Source organism: Massilia oculi (assembly GCF_003143515.1).
Classification (GTDB): domain Bacteria; phylum Pseudomonadota; class Gammaproteobacteria; order Burkholderiales; family Burkholderiaceae_D; genus Telluria; species Telluria oculi.
In genome coordinates, this window is record NZ_CP029343.1 from 1952080 (window position 1) to 1971968 (window position 19889).

18 protein-coding genes, 1 other RNA gene and 1 pseudogene are annotated in these 19889 nt (G+C 67.9%); 13 read left to right on the forward strand and 7 right to left on the reverse strand.

Annotated features, from left to right (window positions below):
* The first annotated feature begins 324 nt into the window (after nucleotides 1-324).
* From DIR46_RS08985 to DIR46_RS08995, 3 genes are all read left to right on the forward strand, one after another.
* The gene (locus DIR46_RS08985; RefSeq protein ID WP_109344938.1) at nucleotides 325-951 is read left to right on the forward strand and encodes a response regulator; all 627 of its coding nucleotides are present in this window, start codon (nucleotides 325-327) and stop codon (nucleotides 949-951) included.
* Nucleotides 952-1043: 92 nt separating this feature from the next.
* Nucleotides 1044-1430: a response regulator transcription factor gene (locus DIR46_RS08990; protein ID WP_229446549.1), complete on the forward strand. Its 387-nt coding sequence runs from the start codon at nucleotides 1044-1046 to the stop codon at nucleotides 1428-1430.
* A 285-nt stretch (nucleotides 1431-1715) separates the two neighbouring features.
* Entirely contained in the window at nucleotides 1716-1973 is a 258-nt protein-coding gene (locus DIR46_RS08995) for a hypothetical protein (RefSeq protein ID WP_109344939.1), read from the forward strand.
* Nucleotide 1974: 1 nt separating this feature from the next.
* On the opposite strand, the pseudogene DIR46_RS28045 reads toward DIR46_RS08995, so the two are convergent.
* Nucleotides 1975-2250: pseudogene (locus DIR46_RS28045) on the reverse strand (IS1595 family transposase); the annotation flags it as partial.
* Between the two features lie 265 nt (nucleotides 2251-2515).
* Here DIR46_RS28045 and DIR46_RS09005 point away from each other — a divergent pair.
* The 6 genes from DIR46_RS09005 to DIR46_RS09030 are packed head-to-tail and all read left to right on the forward strand — an operon-like array spanning nucleotide 2516 to nucleotide 8034.
* On the forward strand, nucleotides 2516-3547 hold the full coding sequence (locus DIR46_RS09005) for an AraC family transcriptional regulator (protein ID WP_109344940.1): 1032 nt from the start codon (nucleotides 2516-2518) through the stop codon (nucleotides 3545-3547).
* A 31-nt stretch (nucleotides 3548-3578) separates the two neighbouring features.
* Nucleotides 3579-4133, forward strand: a complete 555-nt coding sequence (locus DIR46_RS09010) for a carboxymuconolactone decarboxylase family protein (RefSeq protein ID WP_109344941.1) — start codon at nucleotides 3579-3581, stop codon at nucleotides 4131-4133.
* Nucleotides 4133-5215, forward strand: a complete 1083-nt coding sequence (locus tag DIR46_RS09015) for an acyl-CoA dehydrogenase family protein (RefSeq protein WP_109344942.1) — start codon at nucleotides 4133-4135, stop codon at nucleotides 5213-5215. The genes DIR46_RS09010 and DIR46_RS09015 overlap by 1 nt, the downstream gene beginning before the upstream one ends.
* The gene (locus tag DIR46_RS09020; RefSeq protein ID WP_109344943.1) at nucleotides 5212-5994 is read left to right on the forward strand and encodes an ABC transporter ATP-binding protein; all 783 of its coding nucleotides are present in this window, start codon (nucleotides 5212-5214) and stop codon (nucleotides 5992-5994) included. The genes DIR46_RS09015 and DIR46_RS09020 overlap by 4 nt, the downstream gene beginning before the upstream one ends.
* Before the next feature lie 43 nt (nucleotides 5995-6037).
* The gene (locus tag DIR46_RS09025) at nucleotides 6038-7264 is read left to right on the forward strand and encodes an ABC transporter substrate-binding protein (protein ID WP_109344944.1); all 1227 of its coding nucleotides are present in this window, start codon (nucleotides 6038-6040) and stop codon (nucleotides 7262-7264) included.
* Nucleotides 7265-7266: 2 nt separating this feature from the next.
* Complete coding sequence (locus DIR46_RS09030) at nucleotides 7267-8034, forward strand: ABC transporter permease (RefSeq protein ID WP_205289099.1); 768 nt, start codon at nucleotides 7267-7269, stop codon at nucleotides 8032-8034.
* Between the two features lie 40 nt (nucleotides 8035-8074).
* Here DIR46_RS09030 and DIR46_RS09035 read toward each other — a convergent pair whose 3' ends face one another.
* The 6 genes from DIR46_RS09035 to rnpB all read right to left on the reverse strand — a co-directional run bounded on the left by DIR46_RS09035 (nucleotide 8075) and on the right by rnpB (nucleotide 14931).
* Nucleotides 8075-9088 carry a Csu type fimbrial protein gene (locus tag DIR46_RS09035; RefSeq protein WP_162819482.1) on the reverse strand — a complete coding sequence of 338 codons (1014 nt, stop codon included), beginning with the start codon at nucleotides 9086-9088 and terminating at the stop codon, nucleotides 8075-8077.
* Nucleotides 9085-11517: a fimbria/pilus outer membrane usher protein gene (locus DIR46_RS09040; RefSeq protein ID WP_109344946.1), complete on the reverse strand. Its 2433-nt coding sequence runs from the start codon at nucleotides 11515-11517 to the stop codon at nucleotides 9085-9087. Before DIR46_RS09040 ends, DIR46_RS09035 begins: the two co-directional genes overlap by 4 nt.
* Nucleotides 11518-11523: 6 nt before the next feature.
* On the reverse strand, nucleotides 11524-12279 hold the full coding sequence (locus DIR46_RS09045; protein WP_229446550.1) for a fimbrial biogenesis chaperone: 756 nt from the start codon (nucleotides 12277-12279) through the stop codon (nucleotides 11524-11526).
* Nucleotides 12280-12291: 12 nt separating this feature from the next.
* Nucleotides 12292-12813, reverse strand: a complete 522-nt coding sequence (locus DIR46_RS09050; RefSeq protein WP_109344948.1) for a Csu type fimbrial protein — start codon at nucleotides 12811-12813, stop codon at nucleotides 12292-12294.
* 174 nt (nucleotides 12814-12987) lie between these two features.
* Nucleotides 12988-14478 (reverse strand): glycerol kinase GlpK, encoded by a 1491-nt coding sequence (gene glpK / locus DIR46_RS09055; protein ID WP_109344949.1) that lies wholly within the window; start codon nucleotides 14476-14478, stop codon nucleotides 12988-12990.
* 104 nt (nucleotides 14479-14582) lie between these two features.
* Nucleotides 14583-14931: RNase P RNA component class A (gene rnpB / locus DIR46_RS09060), an RNA gene on the reverse strand.
* Nucleotides 14932-15085: 154 nt separating this feature from the next.
* Here rnpB and DIR46_RS09065 point away from each other — a divergent pair.
* The 4 genes from DIR46_RS09065 (at nucleotide 15086) to ftsX (ending at nucleotide 19618) form a co-directional block, all read left to right on the forward strand.
* Nucleotides 15086-16798 (forward strand): thiamine pyrophosphate-binding protein, encoded by a 1713-nt coding sequence (locus DIR46_RS09065; RefSeq protein WP_109344950.1) that lies wholly within the window; start codon nucleotides 15086-15088, stop codon nucleotides 16796-16798.
* A gap of 107 nt (nucleotides 16799-16905) precedes the next feature.
* Nucleotides 16906-18006, forward strand: a complete 1101-nt coding sequence (gene ftsY / locus DIR46_RS09070; protein WP_109344951.1) for a signal recognition particle-docking protein FtsY — start codon at nucleotides 16906-16908, stop codon at nucleotides 18004-18006.
* Between the two features lie 14 nt (nucleotides 18007-18020).
* Complete coding sequence (locus DIR46_RS09075) at nucleotides 18021-18692, forward strand: cell division ATP-binding protein FtsE (protein WP_109344952.1); 672 nt, start codon at nucleotides 18021-18023, stop codon at nucleotides 18690-18692.
* A complete protein-coding gene (gene ftsX, locus DIR46_RS09080) occupies nucleotides 18689-19618 on the forward strand; it encodes a permease-like cell division protein FtsX (protein ID WP_109344953.1) in 930 nt (309 codons plus the stop codon). Before DIR46_RS09075 ends, ftsX begins: the two co-directional genes overlap by 4 nt.
* Nucleotides 19619-19889: the final 271 nt, after the last annotated feature.

Here is a 19889-nt window from a genome sequence, read left to right on the forward strand (position 1 = left end):
AATTAGGGACTTAGCTGTAGGAGTGAAAGAAAGCCATGAGTTGTACAGACGATGTTTACGTTTGAGCAACGTCAATCGGACGCAAAATATTGACGTAAAGAAACAACTATTGTGTCTACCAGACTACTGTACAGGCATCCAGCCCCTTCGATGAACCCAGCGCGGTTCAGTTCATGCCCGCCTGTGTCAGCAGAAGCGCTGGCGGGACGCCCCACCGCGGCGCGCCACTTGCTTATGCAAGATGCTTACAACTGTGGCGCACCACGCACTACCCTCAGTTATCTATTTTGACTTTAGGAAACTAAAAACGTAATATCGGAAAATATGAACACCCCAACAGACCTGCAGCCGGCATCCGCTTACAATGCCGCGGACTATTGCTCGACCAAGGAGGCCGCGGCCAGTCTGGGCGTCTCGCACCGCACGGTGCAGCTGTGGGTGGAGAACGGCACGCTGCAGGCCTGGCGCACTGCCGGCGGCCATCGCCGCATCACGGTGGAGTCGGTGAACCGCCTGGTCGACGGCCGCCGCATCGCCATCGGCGCGCCCCCTGCGCAAGCCAGCGCGCCGGCACCGGGCAAGCCGCGGGTGCTGGTGGTGGACGACGATCCCCTGATGCTGCGCCTGTACGAACTCGAGATGGCGGGCTGGGGCCTGGACCTCGAGGTGGTCAAGGCAAACAACGGCTTCGAAGCCCTGATCCGCATCGGCGAACAACGCCCCGACCTCCTGGTGAGCGACTTGAACATGCCGGGGATGGACGGTTTCCGCATGATCCGCACCCTGCGCGAAGACAGCGGCACGGCCGGCATGAACATGATCGTCGTCAGCGGCCTGGACCGTGCGACGATCAAGGCCATGGGCCTGCCCACCGACATTCCGGTCTTCCCCAAGCCGGTGCCTTTCGGCGAACTGCGCGGCGCCGTCGAGAACGGCCTGGTGCGCGCGTAAGCTGCTATGCTTACCCACCGGCGCAACGCGCGTCCGGCCCATCAGGGAGCTGTCATGTCCGCATTCCCATCACAGCAAGCAGGCCTGCCGCCATGCGCGTCGCGGACGACGCCATGACCAGGACGATCCTCGTCGTCGATGACCAGGATGAACTGCGCCTGCTGATCTCGCTCACCCTGCAATCGCTGGGACGCATCGTCGAAGCCGCCAATGCCGAGCAGGCCCTCGCCCGGCTTGCCGACGATCATCCCGACCTGGTCGTGCTCGACATCTGGCTCGGCCCCGGCCCAAGCGGCCTCGACGTGTGCGCCGAACTGCGGCGCGATCCGCGCCATGCGGCGACCAAGGTCATCCTGCTGTCGGCCTGCGGCCAGCAAAGCGATATCGCGGCCGGCATGGCGGCCGGCGCCGACCTCTACGTCGTCAAACCATTCAGCCCGCTGGAACTGCTCGATGCGGTCCACGGACTGCTGGGCTAAATTGTTGTACTTAAGAAACAAATATTTCTCTTAGAGACACTTCTCTAATTCTCGCGCCAATTCCGTAAATCCGGACAGTATCGTAATCGTACAACAACGAAAAGCGCGTGTCCGCGCCACCGGCTTCTTCCGGCAGCGCCGATCTGTCGAACAATCCCGCAAAAGCAAAATCACAAGGTCGATACCGGTCGCGCCGGCGCCGGCGCAGCCGCGCGCAAGCCGCCGACAAAGCCGTTATGATGGGTTCATCGTATATTTACCCGGCAATCTTCGGCTTCGACCATCATGTTGCGCGCATCCCGTCTCCTCTCGGCCAGCCTGGCCGCCGCCACCCTGGCCCTGCCGGCCGTGGCGGACGCGCGCGTCGTGTCGGCCAGCTTCGAGGCGCGCTTCGAGATCGTCGCCACCTGCTCGGTCAGCGTCGCCCGCTCGGTGGACGTCGCCTGCGCCAGCCCGGCCACGCCCTACCTGCTCGATGCCAGCGCCGCACCTTCCCAGCGCAGCACCGACGTGGACGCACGCCGCGTCACCGTCTACTTCTAGGCGCTGTCATCGTTATCTGTTGATGACCTTGAATGCGATATGCAGCGAAGGCGCGACAGGCGGCGTTGGCGTCGGTGACCAGCAGCGCTTGCGAATCGGGTTTCGGCAGCAAGTGTTTGATCAGTTGGGTCACCGTCAAGGCGCCGCGGCCGGTGACGGCATCGATGGTCTGTCCGCTGCGGTCGCGCGCTGCCAGGATGCAGTCGAGGTGACGTGAGCTGCCGCGCAGGGCGGCCCTGCCACCGCGTTTGCGCGGAGGGCGATCACTCGGTCGAGCCCGGCTGCCGGATGCAGGGCGGCGAGCACCTGCTGGCGCCGCGGCTGGTTCAGCAGCGGCAACCGGGTGAACAGCTTCGCAAACTCCGGCGCTTTCATTGCGCGCTCCCGATCGATGACGACCGGGGTTGGACCGCGGGTCAGCTCAGCAGTTCAACACTCATCCATATCCAACGGGTACAGCGCCTGCTTCTAAGACGTTTTCCTTATTTGCATATCAGCATTTCTTCGTAGGCGCCCCGGCAGGCGCCGTCGATAATGGCCGAGTGAATCATTCCGCCCAACCTCCCGACGCCCAGGCAAGCGCGGACAATGCCGACCGCCTGGTGCACTGGCTGATCGACAGCGTGCAGCTGGAAGCGACCGTGTTCCACCTCGGCCAGTACTGCGGCCGCTGGCAGGCGTCCACCGCCGGCCGTGGCCTGGGCAGCTTCCACCTGGTGCTGCATGGCGCGTGCTATCTGCACGCCGAGGGCCGCGCGCCGGTCCATTTGCGCGCGCGCGACGGCGTGTTCATGCTGCGCGACACGCCGCACTTCCTCAGTCCCGACCCCGACCCGGCCAGCGCCCGTCCCGGCCTGCCGATGCAGCAGCTCGGCCAGGCCGCGCCCGACGCCACCGCCCTGGCCTGCGGCTTCTTCCACTTTCGCAGCGCGCTCAGTACGCTGATCGCCGACTCCTTCCCGGACAGCCTGGTGCTGCGCGCCGACGACCCGTCGCTGCAGGCCCTGAATGCGCTGTTCGAACTGATCCTGCTGGAGCCACCGCGCGACCCCGATGCTCCGTCGCCGCTGGTGGCGCGCCTGGCCGAGCTGATGTTCTTCTATGTCATCCGCCACGTGGCGCGCCAGCAGGACATCGCCACCGGCCTCTTGGCCGTGGCCAGCCGCCCCGAGTTCTCGCCCCTGCTCGACCGCATGATGCAGGAGCCCGGCCAGGACTGGTCGACCGGGAACATGGCGCGCGCCGCCCATATGTCGCGCTCGAGCTTCTACAAGCACTTCAGCGAGGCCAGCGGCCAGGCGCCGGCGCAGTTCCTGCTGCTGCTGCGCATGAAGATCGCGGCCCAGCGCCTGCACGGCGGCGAGACGGTCGAGCGCACCGCCGGCCACGTCGGCTACAACTCGTATGCCGCCTTTTCGCGCGCCTTCCACAAGGTGATGGGCGAGCATCCGGGCACCTTCCGGCGCGGCCGGCACGTCCACGTCAAGACGCCTGCGAGTGGGCCGATTCGGACGATCGAGCAGAAAACAAGGACGGCTGTGTCCGAACGTGTTTTTCATTCGCCGCTAAAATGACGAACCCAACGCTTCAATAGAGAGAGCCGCCATGTCCCGCCTGACCCTGCATACCCAAGAAACCGCCCCTGAAGGCAGCCGTCCCTTCGTGGACAAGGCCGTCGCCAACAACGGCTTCCTGCCGAACCTGATCGGCGTGCTGGCCAATTCGCCGCAGGCGCTGCAGACCTATATGACGGTGTCGGGCATCAATGCCGAGACCAGCCTCCCCCTGCCGGAACGCGAAGTCGTGCAGATCACCGCGGCCCGCATCCACGGCTGCGACTTCTGCATCGCCGGCCACACCGCCATCGCCCTCAAGAAGGCTCAGCTGCCGGTCGAGACCGTCCGCGCCATGCAGCAAGGCCAGGACACCGGCGACGCCAGGCTCGACGCCGTGCGCCGGTTCTCGGAAGCCGTCATCGCCACCCGCGGCGGCGTGAGCGACGACGCCCTGGCCGCCTTCAAGGCCGCCGGCTACAACGACCAGCAGGCGCTGGAAGTCGTGCTGGGCATCAGCCTGGCCACCCTGTGCAACTTCGCCAACACCCTGGCCGGCAGCGCGATCAACCCGCAGCTGCAACCCTACGCCAGCGGAGCCATCTGATGTCGAACGGCGAACAAACGACGCTGCCGCCGGCCCTGGCCGAGTGGCTGCAGGCTAACGCCGACCAGCTCGACAGCACGCCCGCGCTGGCGTCCGAGGTCGTGCCGCGCCTGGCCGGCGCCGGCCTGTTCGCCGTCGGCGTGCCGCAGGAACTGGGCGGCAGCGGCGGCGCCACGATCGATGCGATCGACGCCATCGCGGCCGTGGCCGAGCATTCGGTCACCGCCGCCTTCGTGTTCTGGGGCCAGCGCACCTTCATCGAATACCTGCTGCAAAGCCCGAACGAGGCCATGCGCGCGCGCTGGCTCGGGCCGCTCGTGCGCGGCGAATTCGCCGGCGCCACCGGCCTGTCGAACGCGATGAAATTCCTGTCCGGGATCGAGTCGCTGCAGATCACGGCCACCCCGAACGACGCCGGCTGGCAGCTCGACGGTTCGCTGGCCTGGATCACCAACCTGCGCAAGCAAGGCTTCATCGCCGCCGCCGCCGTCAATTCGGCCGGCGACCTGCCGCCCGCGGTGGTCGCCTTCATCAGCGACAGCGCCGGCGTCACGCGCAGCCCCGACCTCGAACTGATGGCCCTGCGCGGCAGCAATACCGCCGCCGTCAGGATCGAGGGCGTGCAGATCGGCGAAGGCGAAGTGCTGCATCCGAACGCGCGCGCCTGGCTGCCGGGCGTGCGTCCGTCCTTCCTGGGCCTGCAGTGCGGCCTGTCGATCGGCCTGGCGCGCGCCAGCCTGCGCGCGGCGCATGCGCTGTCGACCGCCATGCGCGGCCCGCTGCTCGAACGCATCGCGGCCCAGCAGCTGGCGCTCGAAGACCTGGTGACGCAGCTGAAGGATGGCGTGCACGATGGCCGCTTCAAGACCGCCGCGGCCCCGATGTTCCGCCTGCGCATCGCGCTGGCCGAAAGCGTCCAGCAAGCCGTCATGCTCGAGCTGCAGGCCAGCGGCGGCCGCGCCTACCTGGTCGACCGCGACCGCAGCTTCGCGCGCCGCTGGCGCGAATCGGCCTTCATCCCGATCGTCACCCCGAGCCTGACCCAGCTGCAGGTCGAACTCGCGAAGCACGCCGCGGCATGACGGCGCAGGCGATCGAACGAGGCGCGACCGCGCTGTCGGCGTCCAGCCTGCGCATCGGCTACGGCGGCAAGACCGTGGTCGACGACATCTCCCTCACCATCGACAGGCGCGAGATCGTCTGCCTGCTGGGCGGCAGCGGCTGCGGCAAGTCGACCCTGCTGCGCGGCCTGGCCGGCCTCAGCCCGGCCCAGGCCGGCCAGGTCAGCTTCCTGGGCGAGCCGCTGCTCGAACCACACCCGCGCGCGGCGCTGGTTTTCCAGCAACCGAGCCTGCTGCCGTGGCTGAACGTCGAAGGCAATGTCGGCTTCGGCCTGGACTTCGCGCGCCAGCCGGCGATCGCCCGCGACGCCCGCAAGCAGCGGGTGGTCGAGGCCATCGAGGCGGTCGGCCTGGCGGCGCGCGCGCATGCCTATCCGGCCCAGCTGTCCGGTGGCCAGGCGCAGCGCGTGGCGCTGGCGCGCGCTCTCGCCCGCCAGCCCGAGCTATTGTTCGCCGACGAGCCGTTCTCGGCGCTGGACGCGATCACGCGCGCCGAGATGCAGACCCTGCTGGTCGACCTGGTGCACCGCTGGCATACGGCGGCGCTGCTGGTGACCCATGACATCGACGAAGCGATCCTGGTCGCCGACCGCATCCTGCTGATGGCCGGCCAGCCGGGCCAGCCAGGCAAACTCGTGCGCGAATGGAGGGTCGACCTGCCGCGGCCGCGCCACGAGCACGCCGAGGGCGTGGTCGGGCTGCGCCTGGACATCATCAAGGCCCTGCGCGAAGGCGCCTGAACGCCGCTTCCAGAACCACGAATACGAACAACAAGGAAAACCCATGAACGACCCGATCCACATCTGCGCTTCTTCCGACTGCGATTGCGGCATGACCCGGCGCGACTTCCTGCGCATGTCGGCGCTGACCGGCGCCGCGGCCGCGTCGCCGCTGCTGTTCGCGGGCGACGCGATGGCGCAGAATTTCAGGGGTGACGACCAGCCGGTGAGAATCGGCTACCTGCCGATCACCGACGCCGCGCCGTTGCTGGTGGCGCATGGCCGCAAGCTGTTCGAGCAGCAGGGCCTGAAGGTCGAGACGCCGCGCCTGTTCCGCAGCTGGGCCCAGATCATCGAGGCTTTCGTGGCCGGCCAGGTCAACGTGATCCACATGCTGTCGCCGGCGACCCTGTGGGTGCGCTACGGTTCGAAATTCCCGGCCAAGGTGGTGGCCTGGAACCACATCAACGGTTCCGCCCTCACGGTGCAGAACGAGATCAACTCGGTGCTCGAGCTGGGCGGCAAGACGATCGCGATCCCGTTCTGGTACTCGATCCACAATATCCTGCTGCAGAAGATCCTGACCGCCAACAAGCTGAGCGTGGTCACCCGCGCACGCGGCGCCGCGCTCAAGCCCAACGAGGTCAACCTGATCGTGCTGGCGCCGTCCGAAATGGTATCGGCGCTGGCGACCAAGTCGATCGCCGGCTACATCGTGGCCGAGCCGTTCAATGCGGTGGCCGAGAATGCGAAGATCGGCAAGGTGCTGCGCTTCTCGGGCGACGTCTGGAAGAACCATGCCTGCTGCGTGACCTTCCTGGCCGAGCGCGACCTGAACGACAAGCCGGAATGGTCGCAGCGCGTGACCAATGCCATCGTCAACGCCCAGCTGTGGTCGCGTTCGAACCAGGTCGAAACGGCCAAGCTGCTGGCCGCGACCGGCCCCAACAAGTACACCCCGCACAATCTGCAGGCGCTGACCAAGGTGCTGGCCACCACCGATTACTCGGACTACGAAAAGCGCGGCATCGTGGCCCATCCGGCCTGGCAGCAGCGCCGCATCGACTTCCAGCCGTTCCCGTTCGCCTCGTACACCGAGGAGCTGGTGCGCGCCATCGGCCAGACCAGGGTCGAGGGCGACACCGGCTTCCTGGCCAAGCTCGATCCGAAGTTCGTCGCGAAAGACCTGGTCGACGACCGCTTCGTGCGCAAGTCGATCCAGGCCGTGGGCGGCCCCGCCAAGTTCGGATTGCCGGCCAACCTGCTGCGCACCGAGACGATCGCGGTCTGATCATGCTGGGACGTTTCTTGTGGCCGGTCGCCGGCTTTGCGATCGCGCTGCTGCTGTGGGCCTGGGGCGCCAAGGGACTCGAAGAGAGCACGCCGATCGCGGCGATGTTCGCGCCGATGGAGACCTTCGAGGCCTTGCGCGTGATGGTGCTGGGGCCGGACATCTGGGTGCACGTGGCCACCAGCCTCAAGCGCGTGGCCGTGGGCCTGGGCTTCGCGATCCTGTTCGGCGTGCCGCTCGGGATCCTGGTGGGCATGTCGAAAGCCTTCAGCCAGGCCAGCACGCCGCTGTTCCAGCTGCTGCGCATGGTCTCGCCGCTGTCGTGGATGCCGCTGGCGGTGATGGTGCTGGGCGTCGGCGATGCGCCAGTCTACTTCCTGCTGGCCTTCGCCGCCGTGTGGCCGCTGATGCTCAGCACCGCCGCCGGCGTGGCCCAGCTCGACCCGAACTGGATGCTGCTGGCGCGCTCGCTGTCGGCCACCAGATGGGAAGTGATCTGGCGCCTGGTGCTGCCGGGGATCACGGCGCAAATCCTGACCGGCGTGCGCCTCGCGATCGGCATCATCTGGATCGTGCTGGTGCCGGCCGAGATGCTGGGCGTGTCCGCCGGCCTCGGTTACTTCATCCTCGACACGCGCGACCGCCTGGCGTATTCGGAACTGACGGCCGCCATCATCCTGATCGGCCTGCTCGGTTATGCGCTCGACTATGCGGCGCGCTGCGTGCACGCGCGCTGGCTGCACTCGGTGCCTTCCGATCCGCTGCGCTGATCGCCTCTGCTCCCCGCCTCGCGGGGAGTTTTCCATCGCATCAAAACGTCAGCTGCACCGTGATCGTATCGCGGTAATTGCCCGGCGTCGGCGCGCGCTGGCGCGGCACCAGGCCGTGCATCATGACGTTCTGCGTCGCGCCGTTCCCGGTGCCGGTGTACATCACGGTGCCGCCGGTGCCGTCGCCCCAGATCGCGCCGTCCGGCGTCGACGAGATCCGGTAGCCCACGGTTTCGCCGGTCAGGCTGTTCTTCATGGTGCGCGCCGCCGGATTGCCGGACAGGCCGCCGTTCATCGAAATCTGGTAGCTGCTGTTGGCGGTGCAGGTCACGCTCAGCGGCGCGCTGGCGCGCCGCTCGCTCAAGGGGCTGCCCGCGCCGAACGTCAGGTTGCTGGCGCTGATCAGGCAGTTGTTGGTCACGGTGGCGCGCGCCTGGAAGGCGAAGGATTCGGTGGCGCCGGCGGTGCACGACTTGCCGGCCCCGAACGAATACTGCAGCGTGCCGTGGCCGGCGAAACCGGCCGTATACAAGGTGTCGGTATTGCCCGAGGTACCGACTCCGGACAGGCTGGACGCGGGGATGCGTCCATAAATCGTGACGCTCTGGGTCACCCCGCCCAGCGACAGCAGGCCGACCATGGTGCCGGTGATCGGCTTGGCGCCGATGGTGCTGGTATTGCTGCCCCACAGCGATGCCGCCGAATAGGAAGGATCGGCATACAGGTTGAAGCCGAGGCGCCGCGCACCGCTGGTCATGTAGCGCGGATCGCCGGTGCCGCCGCCGCTGCCCGGGCCCAGGTTGACGCAGACATTGGCGGCCGGCAGCAGCAGCGGCGACTGGCCCAGCAGCAGGGTCCAGTAGCAGGTCACGTTCAGGGTGCCGCGCGCCGTGTAATCGGTGTTGGCGATCGGACTGACCACACCGAAGTCGACGTCGGTCATGGTGACGGTGCAGTTGTCGGCGCGCGCGCCGGGAATGGCCAGCAGCCACAGCAGCGCCGCCGCAAGCAACGCCCGCAGCAGCCGGACATTCATCGTCGTCATCTTCATCATGGTCGTTTTCCTTGCACGGGCTGGCATGCCAGCGGTCCGATGGTCGGCAGCTCGCCATCCACCGGTTTGTAGTCGAAGCGCACCTCGCAGGCATCCGCGCCGGTCCCGACCGTCACCCGGTTCCGGGCGCGCAGGCCTTCCACGAACAGCACGCCATCGTAACCGACGACCGCGCCGGTTGCAGCACCTTCGAGCCGTGCGGGAGTGCCGGCTTCCGGCGGCCGGCCGTCGGGCCTGAGCACCATCAGCGTCGCCGCCGCATAGCGCTCGATCTCGAAGCGCGCCACCACGCCGGCATACTCGCGCGGCACCACGTCCTGGCTGCTGCCGGCGATGCGGGTGTCGGGCGGCAGCGACGATGGATCGATCGCGATCCGGTTGGCGGCATACGGCTGCAGGTCCGGCACCAAGAGGCGGCCCTTGCTGTCGGTGCGGCCGATCACGCGGTTGTCCTGCAATACCGGCAGGTCCGGCGCGCCGGCCGAGACCAGCGCGAAACCGTTGCCGACTTGGCGCGCGGCGACCAGCGCGCCATCCATGGCCACCAGCGCGCCGCTGAAGTCCATGCTGGTATTGCTGACGCCATTCACGTGTTGCGTGGCGATGGCGGCGCGGCCGTGGGAGCCGAGGTACTGGACCTGCGCCTGGTGGTAGCGCTGGGCGCCGGCCATGCCGGACTGCAGCGCCCAGCCCAGGCCGCCCTCGAAGTCCGGCGCCCGGCCCAGCGACACCGTGGCCGCCGTGTCGCCGCGCTGGCGACCGGCGTTGCTGTTGAACGAGAGGCGCGAATCGAAGGCCATGCTGAAGGCGAAGGTGATGCCGCGGTCGGCGCGCCGCTTCAGGTCCTGGAAGGCGCTGACGCTCAGGTTGCCGCGCCGCCCGACGCTGCGCGACCAGGCCAGCGACAGGTTGCGCGTGACGCCCGGCGTCTCTTCGACCGGGCCGACCGGGGCGCCGCCGCCGGCGCCGGGGCCGAGCGGGTCGGGCGCCAGCCCCAGGCCGTTCCCGGACGGCAGGCGCAACCCGATCAGGCTGACGCTCAAGCCATTGCCGCGGTACGAGGTGCTCAGCGTCGCGCGATCGAGCGCACGCGATACCGGCACGCCTTCGAGCACGCCCAGGTCGCCGTAGTTGCGGCTGGCGCGCACCGACTGCACGTCGAAGGCGAAGCGCGGCGACACGTATTGATAGCCGAGGCTGGCCTGGCCGCCGCGATGGCGGCCGCCGCTCGCGGCCAGCGCGGCGCTGAACACGCCCGCGCCCGGGATGCGTTTCAACACCCCGGCGCCGGCCAGCACCAGGCCGCTGCCGGCCTCGGCATGCCCCTCAAGCGTCATGGTGTCGCTCCATCCGTGGCGCCAGGATGCGAGCGCCGACGCGCTGCCGTAGCGGAAGGAATGCAGGCCGTAGTCGCGCCGCAGCGCGCCAACCGAGACCGCGAAATCGCTCAGCCCGCGCGCCAGCAGGCGGGTATCGACGTACAGCGGCAAGGTGGTGGCCACTTCGCGTCCGAGGGCGTCGCGGGTGACGACGGTGGCCTGGCCGGCGCCGTTCAGGCCCGTCACCTGGTCGACCACGAAAGGGCCGGTGGGCACGGCGGCGCTGAACTGGCGCACCCCGTTCACGTACAGGTCGACGCTGCTGGGCACCACGGCGGAACCTGCGACCGAGGCCACCGGATAGGTCACGAGGTCGGGCCGCAGTTCGAAATTGCGGCGCCATTCGACGCCGCCCAGGCGCATGGCGCGTGTCCAGCTCAGCGCCGGGGCGACGGTGTCCCCCACCTGCCAGGTCGAGAGATTGTCCTGCGACGAGCGCACCCAGCTGGTGTCGTAGCGGGTGTAGCCCTGCCCCGGCCCACGCAGGATGGCTGCGCCGGTGCTGTTCAGCGTTCCATGGCGGTCGAAATAGCGCAGGTCGAGGGTGCCGGCCATCGAGCGCGAGCTGGTCTGGCCGAACAGGTTGTAGTTGAGCAGCATGCCGCGGCTGGCCTGGGCCGGTCCGGCCTGGCGCACCGTGCGCGCGCTCAGCACACGCTGCTCGCGCAGGGCGTCGGTCAGGGTCAGGGACAATGCCTGCTTCGCGGTGTCGTAGGCCCAGCGCATGCCGCTCACCTCGTCCAGCGAAAAATCGCTGCGCGCGGCCACGCCGAAGCGGGCCGGGTCCAGGCCCAGTTCGCGCAGGGTCTCGACCGTCATGCGCAAGGTGGCGCCGATCTGGATGACGGACACGATCTGGCCGGTCGGCTGGCCGTCGATGCTGGTGTCGAGGAAGAGTTCGACCGCTTGGTCGGCCACTGCGGATGCGGACGCGGCCTGGGCCACCCCGGCCACTTGCGCCGTCGCGGCGGCGATCGGCGTCAGGCTCAGGACCAGCAGGCACGACGAGCGCAGCGCCCGCCATGGCCGGCGGCCGGTCAGTGGCTGCACGGGAACTCAGTCCCTGGCGACGGCGGCGCTGGCGGACTGGGGCCGGGTATTCACCGTGGCCTGGATCGCCAGGGATGCCGGCATGGCGGCCGCGACGTCGGGCGGCAACGCCCACTCGCGGGCGCGGCCCGGCAGCGCATAACCCAGCAGGCCCTTGGAGAGCTCGACGTCGCGCGCGCCGATGCGCACGCTGGTGGCGCCGATCTGGGCGTGCAGGGTGCCGGCGTTGAAGGCCCGCAGGTGCCAGGCGCCGCCGCGCTGGAAGGTGCTCCATTCGAGCCTGGGCGCGGCCTGGCCGTCGGCCGGCAGCACGAAGGCCGGCACCGAATACTGGAGGCGGATGGCGACGTTGCCCTGCTGGCTGTCGCCACGCGGGAGTTCGTCGATGAGGATGCGGTAGGTTTGTTCGGCGGCGCCCGTGGCGGCCACCCCTTGCGCGCCGGGGCGGCGCACCAGGCGGATGGTCTGGGTGCTGTTGGGGGCGACTTCGATCACCGGCGGGCTGGCCACCAGCTGGGTGGTCGGGGTCAGGTCGTCGACGCCGTTACGCTGGTCCCATGCGTACACCCTCACCTGGCCGTACAGGGGCGTATCGCCATTGTTCTGGAGCTGGATGCCGGCCGCGTTCTGGCCCGGCTGGAAACTGATCGAGACCGGCGAAATCTGCAGGTTGGCGCCGTGCGCCAGCGGGCCGGCCGCCAGGACCATGGACAAGGCTGTAAAGCGGGCCGCAGCGATTGCGGCGCAGCGAAGACTCCGCATGCACACTCCAGTTTAGAAATACACGGATGCCGTGATCGACGATTTGTAGTTGTCCGGCGTCGGCGCGTTCTGCACCGGGATCTCGCCATACACGGTGAGGGTCTGCTTGTCGCCGTTTCCAGTTCCGGCGAGCGTGTCGGTGCCCTGGGTATTGCCCCACAGGCCCGCGCCCGGCGCACGGTACAGGTTGAACTTCACGGTGTCGGTGTTGGCGCCGCTGCTGCCCGACAGGTAACGCGTCGTGCCGCTCGAGCCGGCGCCGGTGCCGGCATCCAGGCCCACATTGTAAGGTGTAGTGTTGGTGCATGTCACAGTCAAGTTCGATTGACCGTTCCTTGCCGTGGTGATCAGGCCGGTCTGACCGAAATCGAGGCTGGTCGCGGTGACGGTGCAGTCGGCAACGACGCTCATCGTCACGTCGAATTTGGCGGTGGCCGGGCTGGCGGCATGCACGCTAGTGAAAGGCATGACGGCAGCCAGGACAGCAGCCATGACACGGGTCACTGAGCGGTTACGGTTCGAGGTCGACATCATTTTCCATTCTCCAGTCGTTGAGGGCGCGATCACCATGACGCACACGAAATTGCTCAACTCGGAAAATATGATACCTCGTTTCCGTGTGGAATCAAATGCTTTTCATCAATTTTGCTGACTATTTCAATTTTGCTGGTTTTACGCAACAATGTCGTGAAATTGCGACAAACCACCTCATTCTGGCGCGGCCCAGGAACGCGCGTGTGCGACCGCCCGCCCCCAGCGCGCCAGCAGATCCGCGCGGCGGCCGGCGTCCATCGTCGGTTCGTAGCGGCGTTCGACCCGCCATTGCGCCTCGATCGCCTCCAGCGATTCCCAGTAGCCGCAAGCCAGGCCGGCCAGGTAGGCGGCGCCCAGGGCCGTGGTCTCGGTGACGCGCGGGCGCACCACCTCGACGCCGAGCAGGTCGGCCTGGAACTGCATCAGCAGGTCGTTGCGGGCGGCGCCGCCGTCGGCGCGCAGTTCGGTGACGGCGCAGGCGGCGTCCTTCTGCATCGCCGCCAGCAGCTCGGCGCTCTGGTAGGCGATGGCCTCGACCGCGGCGCGCGCGACATGGGCGGCGCTCGTGCCGCGCGTCATGCCGAGAATGGCGCCGCGCGCATACGGGTCCCAGTGCGGCGCGCCGAGACCGGTGAAGGCCGGCACCAGCATCACGCCGCCACTGTCAGGCACGCTGGTGGCGAGGGCCTCCACTTCATGCGAGTGGCGGATGATGCCCAGGCCGTCGCGCAGCCATTGCACGGTGGCGCCGCCCATGAACACGCTGCCCTCGAGCAGGTAATCGGTGCGGCCCCCTACCGTCCAGCCGACCGTCGCCAGCAGGCGGTTGCGCGAGATGGGTGGACTGTCGCCGGCATGCATCAGCATGAAGCAGCCGGTGCCGTAGGTATTCTTGACCAGTCCCTTGCGGTGGCAGGCCTGCCCGAAGGTGGCGGCCTGCTGGTCGCCGGCGATGCCGGCGATCGGGATCGGATGGCCGAACCACTCCTCGGCCGCCAGTCCGACGGCGCCGGCGCTGGGCACGACCTCGGGCAGCAGCGCGCGCGGGATGTCGAACAGCGCCAGCAAGTCGTCGTCCCAGGCCAGCGTATGGATGTTGAACAGCATCGTGCGCGCGGCATTGCTGGTGTCGGTGACGTGGCGGCCGCACAGGCGATACACCAGCCAGCTATCGACGGTGCCGAAGGCCAGCTCGCCCTTGTCGGCCCGGCTGCGCGCGCCGGGGACGTGGTCGAGAAGCCATTGCAATTTGGTGGCGGCGAAATAGGCGTCGAGCTCGGGGCCGGAGCGTTCCTGGATGAAGGCGGCCTTGCCCGCTTCGCGCAAACGGTCGCACACGCCGGCGGTGCGCCGGTCCTGCCACACGATGGCCCTGGCCACCGGTTCGCCGGTGGCGCGGTCCCACACGAGCGTGGTCTCGCGCTGGTTGGCGATGCCGATCGCGGCGACCTGGGCGGCCTGGACGCCGCCTTGCGCCAGCGCTTCGCGCGCGCAGGCGAGCTGGCTGTGCCAGATGTCGAGCGGGTCGTGCTCGACCCAGCCGGGCTGGGGAAAATATTGGGGGTACTCTCGCTGGCAGCTGGACACCGGCAGGCCGGCGCGGTCGAACAGGATGGCGCGCGAGCTGGTCGTGCCCTGGTCGAGGGCGAGGATGTAGTGGGTCAATGGCGTCTCCGGTCTCTGCGCGGCGACCGGCGCGGCACGCCAGGGCACAGCGGTCCGGGACGACCGTCGACAAGGCGTCGTGGATCACGCGCCTCGGGAATTATAAGTAAAGCAGGCCGATAGGCCGGATTCTGTATAGCGCCACCTTGCGGCGGCGCATGGACAGCCATTCCTCTAGGCGCTGGATTACTCCAGCGCTCAAGCTTCCTACCCGCACGCTCCGCGAGCAACATCAACGCGTGCCTATTTGGAATTGCTCCAGGTGGAGGTTACCGCGTTTCACCGTAACTGAATACGCTCGTCTCTGTGGCCCTATTCCTCGCCTTATACCGCTGGCTTGCGCCAGACGGCTTTCAGCGGACGGCCGTTAACCGTCACCCCGCTCTGTGGAGTCCGGACCTTCCTCCCGTCCACGACCTTGCGGCGTGGACCAGCGACTGTCTGGCCTGCTTCACGGGCGGTATTGTACCCGATGCGTGATCGCACCGGGCGTCGCGCTGCCATGGCCTTGCCGTTTCTGTAATTTGATGTCGCCATTTCAAAAGCCGTTCCCGGGCAGCTCACCTAGAATGCCCGGAAAGCCTCTTTGACAAGGATGACACACCCCATGCCCTCCACTTCCCCGCACCCTTCCCGCACCGGCGGCCAGCTCCTGGTCGATGCGCTCCACGTCCACGGCGTCGACACCGCCTTCGGTGTGCCCGGAGAAAGCTACCTGGACGTGCTCGATGCGCTGCACGACTCGAACATCCGCTTCGTGATCAACCGCCAGGAAGGGGGCGCGGCATTCATGGCCGAGGCCTACGGCAAGATGACGGGCAAGCCCGGCATCTGCTTCGTCACCCGCGGCCCCGGCGCCACCAATGCCTCGATCGGGGTGCACACCGCATTCCAGGACTCCACGCCGATGATCCTGTTCATCGGCCAGGTCGGCAACGACTTCGTCGACCGCGAGGCCTTCCAGGAAATCGACTACCGTCGCATGTATGGCCAGATGGCGAAATGGGTGGCCCAGATCGATCGCGCCGACCGCATTCCCGAATACATGGCGCGCGCGTTCCAGGTGGCCACCAGCGGCCGCCCCGGTCCGGTGGTGCTGGCGCTGCCGGAAGACATGCTGGTCTCGACGGCGGAAGTGCTTGACACCCGCCCCTACCAGCCGTCGCACGGCGCACCGATGGGCGAACAGATCGCCCGCCTGCGCGCCATGCTGCAGGAAGCCCAACGGCCGATCGTGCTGCTGGGCGGCGGCACCTGGAACGCGCAGGCCTGCGCCGACCTGGCCCGCTTCGCCGAAGCCAACCGCTTGCCGGTGGGCTGCACCTTCCGCTTCCAGGACCTGCTCGACAACGCGCATCCGAACTACGTCGGCGACGTCGGCATCGGCATCAACCCCAAACTGGCGGCGCGCGTCAAAGAGGCCGACCTGGTGATCGCCATCGGCCCGCGCCTGGGCGAGATGACGACCGGCGGCTACACGCTGCTCGACTCGCCGGTGCCGCGCCAGCGCCTGGTCCACATCCACCCGGACCCGGAAGAGCTGGGCAGCGTCTACCAGGCCGAACTGATGATCGCCAGCGGCATGCCGCAAGCCTGCGCCATGCTGGCCGCGATGGCGCCGGTCGACGCCACCGCCTGGCAAGACAGCGTGGCCGGGGCCAAGGCGGAACTGGCCGCCTGGCAGGCGCAGCCGGCGCTGCTCAAGGAAGGCGTGCCGCTCGACCTGTGGCAGGTGGTGCAGGACTTGATGGACCAGCTCCCGCACGACGCCATCATCACCAACGGCGCCGGCAACTACGCCTCGTGGGCCCACCGCTTCTATCGCTACGGCGGCATGCGCACCCAGCTGGCGCCGACCAATGGCGCGATGGGATACTCCGTGCCGGCCGGCGTGGCCGCCAAGATCGTGTGGCCGGAGCGCGCCGTGGTCACCTTCGCCGGCGACGGCGAATTCATGATGACGGGCCAGGAACTGGCCACCGCCGTCCAGTACGGCGCCGGCGTCGTGATCCTGGTCTTCAACAACAATATGTTCGGCACCATCCGCATGCACCAGGAGCGCAGCTACCCGGGCCGCGTGTCGGGCACCGGCCTGCACAATCCGGACTTCGCCGCCCTCGCCCGCGCCTACGGCGGCCATGGGGAAGTCGTCGACCGGACCGCCGATTTCGCGCCGGCCCTGCGCCGCGCGCTCGACCACGCCGAGCAAAAGAAACTGCCGGCCGTGATCGAGCTGCGCTACGACGGCAACCTGATCACGCCGAATGCCACGCTGGAGACGATCCGCAAGCAGGCGGAAAGCGCGAGGGCCGGCAGCTGAACGCTTGTGTGCAATCGGGTTGCGTATTGCTGCTCTGGTAAAATATTCGCTAGTTTTTTCGTCGCCGGCCATGCCGGCGTCCGCACGCAGTCCCGCCACCAGACACTATGTTTAGCTTCTTCAAGAGAAAAAAAGCGCCCGAAACGCCGGCGCCGGAACCGGTCATGCCGGCCGCGACGCCTGCCCCGGCGCCCGTCCCTGCACCGGCGCCCGCCCCGGTCATCGCCGACGCCGCCGTCCCCAGCGTCCTGCACGAAGGCGCCAACCTGTTCCCCGAAACCGCCGAACGCCCGACCACCGAGCTTGAGAAGAAGACCTCGTGGATGGCGCGCCTGAAGGCCGGCCTGTCCAAGACCTCGAGCAACCTGTCCCTGCTGTTCGTCGGCGCCCGCATCGACGAAGACCTGTACGAGGAACTCGAGGCGGCGCTGCTGATGTCGGACGCCGGCATGGACGCCACCGAGCACCTGCTGGGCGAGCTGCGGCGCAAGGTCAAGGAAGACAAGCTGCTAGACGCCGCCGCCGTCAAGGCCGCGCTCAAGGAGCTGATGATCGACCTGCTGCTGCCCCTGCAGAAGCCGCTGGAACTGGGCCGCCACGAACCGCTGGTGATGATGATCTCGGGCGTCAACGGCGCCGGCAAGACCACCACCATCGGCAAGCTGGCCAAGCATATGCAAAGCTTCGACCAGTCGGTGCTGCTGGCCGCCGGCGACACCTTCCGCGCCGCCGCGCGCGAGCAATTGATGGTCTGGGGCCAGCGCAACAACGTCACCGTGATCTCGCAGCAGTCGGGCGATCCGGCCGCCGTCGCCTTCGACGCGGTACAGTCGGGCAAGGCGCGCGGCACCGACGTCGTGATGGTCGACACCGCCGGCCGCCTGCCGACCCAGCTGCACCTGATGGAAGAGCTCAAGAAGATCAAGCGCGTGATCGGCAAGGGCATGGACGGCGCGCCGCACGAGACCCTGCTCGTCATCGACGGCAATACCGGCCAGAACGCGCTGGCCCAGGTGAAGGCCTTCGACGACGCCCTGCAGCTGACCGGCCTCGTCGTGACCAAGCTGGACGGCACCGCCAAGGGCGGCGTGCTGGCGGCGATCGCGCGTACCCGTCCGATCCCCGTCTACTTCATCGGCGTCGGCGAGAAGCTGGAAGACCTGCAGCCGTTCAACGCCGAAGAATTCGTCGAAGCGCTGCTCGGCTGACGGAACGGGGACCCATGATCGCATTCCAGTCGGTATCCAAACAGTACACCCACGGCGATGCGCGCGGCGCGTATGCGCTGCACGACGTCTCGCTCGACATCGCCAAGGGCGAGCTGGTCTACCTGGCCGGCCCGTCGGGCGCCGGCAAGTCGACCCTCATGAAGATGGTGGCGGCGGTCGAGCGTCCCAGCAGCGGCAAGGTGATCGTCAACGGCCAGGACATCGGCCGCATCAAGCCGGCCGGGATTCCCTTCCTGCGCCGGAACATCGGCATCATTTTCCAGCAGCAGCGCCTGCTCAACGACCGCAACATCCTGGCCAACACCATGCTGCCCCTGCTGGTGACGGGTGCCCGCACCGCGGACGCCGCGCAGCGCGCCCGCGCCGCGCTCGACCGGGTGGGCCTGCTCGACCGCGCCAGGGCGATGCCGCTCGAACTGTCGGGAGGCGAACAGCAGCGGGTGGCGGTCGCGCGCGCGATCGTCAACCGGCCGCAGATCATCCTGGCCGACGAACCGACCGCCAATCTCGACCGCGTGGCGGCCGACAAGGTGCTGGACGCGCTGCGCGCCTTCCACGCCGCCGGCGTCACCTGCGTCATCTCCACCCACGACGAACAGGTGCTGGACAGCGCCGCGCGGGTGATCCGCCTCGAGCAGGGCCAGCTGGTCGGAGGTGCGGCATGAGCCCGTGGCTGCGCCAGCACCGCTTCGCCCTCGGGGCCGCGCTGTCGACGGTGCGCAAGTCGCCCGGCAGCTTCCTGTTCAACGTACTGGTGGTCGCGCTTGCGCTGACCCTGCCGTTCGCGGGCATCACCCTGCTCGACAATGTGCGTCCGCTGTCCGAGCAGTTGTCGGTCGATCCCGAAATCAGCCTGTTCATGCGCGACGACGCCAGCCGCGCCGATGCCGAAGCGCTGGCGCCGCGGATCCGCCAGATCGTCGCGCCGCAGGGTGGGCAAGGGGCCGAAATCGCCTTCGTGCCGCGCGAGCAGGCGCTTGCTGCGCTCAAGGAACGCAGCGGCCTGGGCGACGTGCTGGACACCCTGGGCGACAACCCCTTGCCTGACAGCTATGTGATGAAGCTGGAAGGCTTCGCCAGCGCCGGCGCCGCCGGCCAGGTGGACCTGATCACCGAGCGCCTGGGCGAACTGCCGGGCGTGGAGACGGTGCAGGTCGATTCGGCCTGGGTAAAGCGCCTGGCCGCGATGCTGGCCATCCTGCGCCTGGCGCTGCTGCTGCTGGCGGCTACCCTGGGCATCGTCGTGATCGCGGTCGTGTTCAATACGATCCGCCTGCAGGTGCTGACCCAGAAAGAAGAAATCTCCGTGTCGCAACTGCTGGGCGCGACCAACGATTTCATCCACCGCCCGTTCTTCTACACCGGCGCCCTGCTCGGCCTGTGCGCCGGCGCGGTGGCACTGGGCGCGGTAACCCTGGCCCTGCGCCCGCTGAACGGCGCGATCGGGGAATTCGCGCGGCTGTACGGTTCGAATTTCCAGCTGACAGCGCTGGGGGGACTGGAAATCGCCGGCCTGCTGGCGGTCAGTGCCGGGCTGGGGCTGGTCGGCGCCCTCCTGTCGGTGCGGCGTCACCTTGCACGCCAGCGTTGAACGGCGCTCCTACAGAGTTGCAGTGAAAAAAATAGTCGAGATGGTATTGAAAACGCAATAAGCATCACCATCTCTGCTGACAGGGCGAGGCGGCCCTCCCTGCGGCTGCCTGCTCATTACTGGAAACACCACGTCGCCTGCTATCGCAATGAATCCTACGGCCTAGCTGCCACCCCCTACGCTTCCACGCGCAAATGTCCTACACGCTGCGCGGTAGCTACGTGCGCCATCCAACAGAATACGAGCCACGCCGCCCGTAAGCTGTGTCTAA

Excerpts from the sequence above, each read along its gene's own strand:
- DIR46_RS08985 (WP_109344938.1), top strand. The coding sequence starts at position 325 with ATGAACACCCCAACAGACCTGCAGCCGGCATCCGCTTACAATGCCGCG.
- DIR46_RS08990 (WP_229446549.1), top strand. The coding sequence starts at position 1,044 with ATGCGCGTCGCGGACGACGCCATGACCAGGACGATCCTCGTCGTCGAT.
- DIR46_RS08995 (WP_109344939.1), top strand. The coding sequence starts at position 1,716 with ATGTTGCGCGCATCCCGTCTCCTCTCGGCCAGCCTGGCCGCCGCCACC.
- DIR46_RS09010 (WP_109344941.1), top strand. The coding sequence starts at position 3,579 with ATGTCCCGCCTGACCCTGCATACCCAAGAAACCGCCCCTGAAGGCAGC.
- DIR46_RS09015 (WP_109344942.1), top strand. The coding sequence starts at position 4,133 with ATGTCGAACGGCGAACAAACGACGCTGCCGCCGGCCCTGGCCGAGTGG.
- DIR46_RS09020 (WP_109344943.1), top strand. The coding sequence starts at position 5,212 with ATGACGGCGCAGGCGATCGAACGAGGCGCGACCGCGCTGTCGGCGTCC.
- DIR46_RS09025 (WP_109344944.1), top strand. The coding sequence starts at position 6,038 with ATGAACGACCCGATCCACATCTGCGCTTCTTCCGACTGCGATTGCGGC.
- DIR46_RS09030 (WP_205289099.1), top strand. The coding sequence starts at position 7,267 with ATGCTGGGACGTTTCTTGTGGCCGGTCGCCGGCTTTGCGATCGCGCTG.
- DIR46_RS09035 (WP_162819482.1), bottom strand. The coding sequence starts at position 9,088 with ATGATGAAGATGACGACGATGAATGTCCGGCTGCTGCGGGCGTTGCTT.
- DIR46_RS09045 (WP_229446550.1), bottom strand. The coding sequence starts at position 12,279 with ATGCGGAGTCTTCGCTGCGCCGCAATCGCTGCGGCCCGCTTTACAGCC.
- DIR46_RS09050 (WP_109344948.1), bottom strand. The coding sequence starts at position 12,813 with ATGATGTCGACCTCGAACCGTAACCGCTCAGTGACCCGTGTCATGGCT.
- DIR46_RS09065 (WP_109344950.1), top strand. The coding sequence starts at position 15,086 with ATGCCCTCCACTTCCCCGCACCCTTCCCGCACCGGCGGCCAGCTCCTG.
- ftsY (WP_109344951.1), top strand. The coding sequence starts at position 16,906 with ATGTTTAGCTTCTTCAAGAGAAAAAAAGCGCCCGAAACGCCGGCGCCG.
- DIR46_RS09075 (WP_109344952.1), top strand. The coding sequence starts at position 18,021 with ATGATCGCATTCCAGTCGGTATCCAAACAGTACACCCACGGCGATGCG.
- ftsX (WP_109344953.1), top strand. The coding sequence starts at position 18,689 with ATGAGCCCGTGGCTGCGCCAGCACCGCTTCGCCCTCGGGGCCGCGCTG.